Annotated in this window: 1 protein-coding gene; it reads left to right on the top strand. The window is 70.8% G+C overall.

Annotated elements, in window-relative coordinates:
- A partial coding sequence (locus tag ACFU6K_RS38030) for an amino acid transporter (RefSeq protein ID WP_380671089.1) occupies positions 1-1,833 on the top strand: 1,833 nt, incomplete at its 5' end.
- Positions 1,834-1,921 lie beyond the last annotated feature (88 nt).

Below are 1,921 nucleotides of genomic sequence, written 5' to 3'. Positions count from 1 at the left end.
GGCCAGCGCTGGTGGCGGGTGATGTGCCTGACCGGCCTGGACTACTTCTCGACGCTCGGCTACCAGCCGGGCATCGCCGCCCTGGCCGCGGGCGTGCTGTCGCCGATCGCCACCATCGTGCTGGTGGTGGTCACCCTGCTGGGCGCGCTGCCGGTCTACCGGCGGGTGGCCAAGGAGAGCCCGCGCGGCGAGGGCTCGATCGCGATGCTGGAGCGGCTGCTGTCGTTCTGGAAGGGCAAGCTGTTCGTCCTCGCGCTGCTCGGCTTCGCGGCCACGGACTTCCTGATCACCATCACGCTGTCCGCCGCCGACGCGAGCGCGCACCTGGTGGAGAACCCGCACCTGACCGGCTTCCTCGGCGGCAAGCAGGTGCTGATCACGCTGGTCCTGGTGGCCCTGCTCGGCGCGGTCTTCCTGAAGGGCTTCAGCGAGGCGATCGGCCTGGCGGTGTTCCTGGTCGGGACGTACCTGGTGCTGAACGTGGTCGTGGTGGCCGTCGGCCTCTGGAAGATCGTCTCGGCGCCGCACGTGGTCACCGACTGGACGGACGCGCTGACCGCCCAGCACGGCAACCCGATCGTCATGGTCGGCGTGGCCCTGGTGACCTTCCCGAAGCTGGCGCTCGGCCTGTCCGGCTTCGAGACCGGCGTCGCCGTGATGCCGCACATCAAGGGCGACCCCGACGACACCGAGGCGAACCCGGCCGGCCGGATCCGCGGCACCCGCAAGCTGCTGACCACCGCCGCCGTGATCATGAGCTGCTTCCTGATCGCCACCAGCTTCATCACCACGCTGCTCATCCCGGCCGACCAGTTCAAGGCCGGCGGCGACGCCAACGGCCGCGCTCTGGCGTACCTGGCCCACGAGTACCTGGGCGGCGCCTTCGGCAGCGTCTACGACCTCTCCACCATCGCGATCCTCTGGTTCGCCGGCGCCTCCGCCATGGCGGGCATGCTCAACCTGCTGCCCCGCTACCTGCCGCGCTACGGCATGGCCCCGCACTGGGCCCGCGCGGTGCGGCCGATGGTGATCGTGCTGACCCTGGTCGGCTTCCTGGTCACCTGGATCTTCGACGCCGACGTGGACGCCCAGGGCGGCGCGTACGCGACCGGCGTGCTGGTGCTGATCAGCTCTGCCGCCATCGCGGTGACCATCGCCGCGTACCGGAAGCGCGAGCGCGGCTGGACCGTCGCCTTCGGGGTGATCGCGGCGATCTTCCTCTACACCACCGTGCTGAACTGCCTGGAGCGGCCGGACGGTCTGAAGATCGGCGCCTGCTTCATCGCCGGGATCATCCTGGTCTCGCTGCTCTCCCGGCTGCGCCGCGCCTTCGAGCTGCGGGTCACCAACGTCGCCCTGGACGACGTGGCGGAACGATTCATCAGGGACTACGCGCACCGGCCGCTGCGGCTGATCGCCAACGAGCCGAACAACCGGGACCTCGCCGAGTACCGCGACAAGATCCACCAGATCCGCGCCGACAACGACATCCCCGGCGAGGACGACCTGGTCTTCGTCGAGGTGACCGTCCGCGACGCCTCCGACTTCGAGGCCGAGCTGACCGTACGCGGCGAGGTGCTGCACGGCCGCTACCGGGTGCTCACCCTGGAGAGCTCCAGCATCCCGAACGCGCTCGCCGCGCTGGCGCTCAACATCCGGGACCGCACCGGGCAGCAGCCGCACCTCTACTTCGAATGGACCGAGGGCAGCCCCTTCGCCCAGTTCCTGCGCTTCTTCCTGTTCGGACAGGGCGAGGTCGCACCCGTCACCCGCGAGGTGCTGCGCGAGGCCGAGCCGGACCGCTCGCGCCGCCCGCGCGTCCACGTCGGCTGACGGCCGGCTTCTGCCGCACGGCCCGTCCGCTCGCTGGGAGCGGACGGGCCGTCGGCGTGTCCGGGGCGGAACGACGGACCGCCGCCCG

Source organism: Kitasatospora sp. NPDC057512, from assembly GCF_042802135.1.
In the GTDB taxonomy this organism is placed as follows: Bacteria; Actinomycetota; Actinomycetes; order Streptomycetales; family Streptomycetaceae; genus Kitasatospora.
This window is presented reverse-complemented; position numbering and strand designations above follow the sequence as displayed.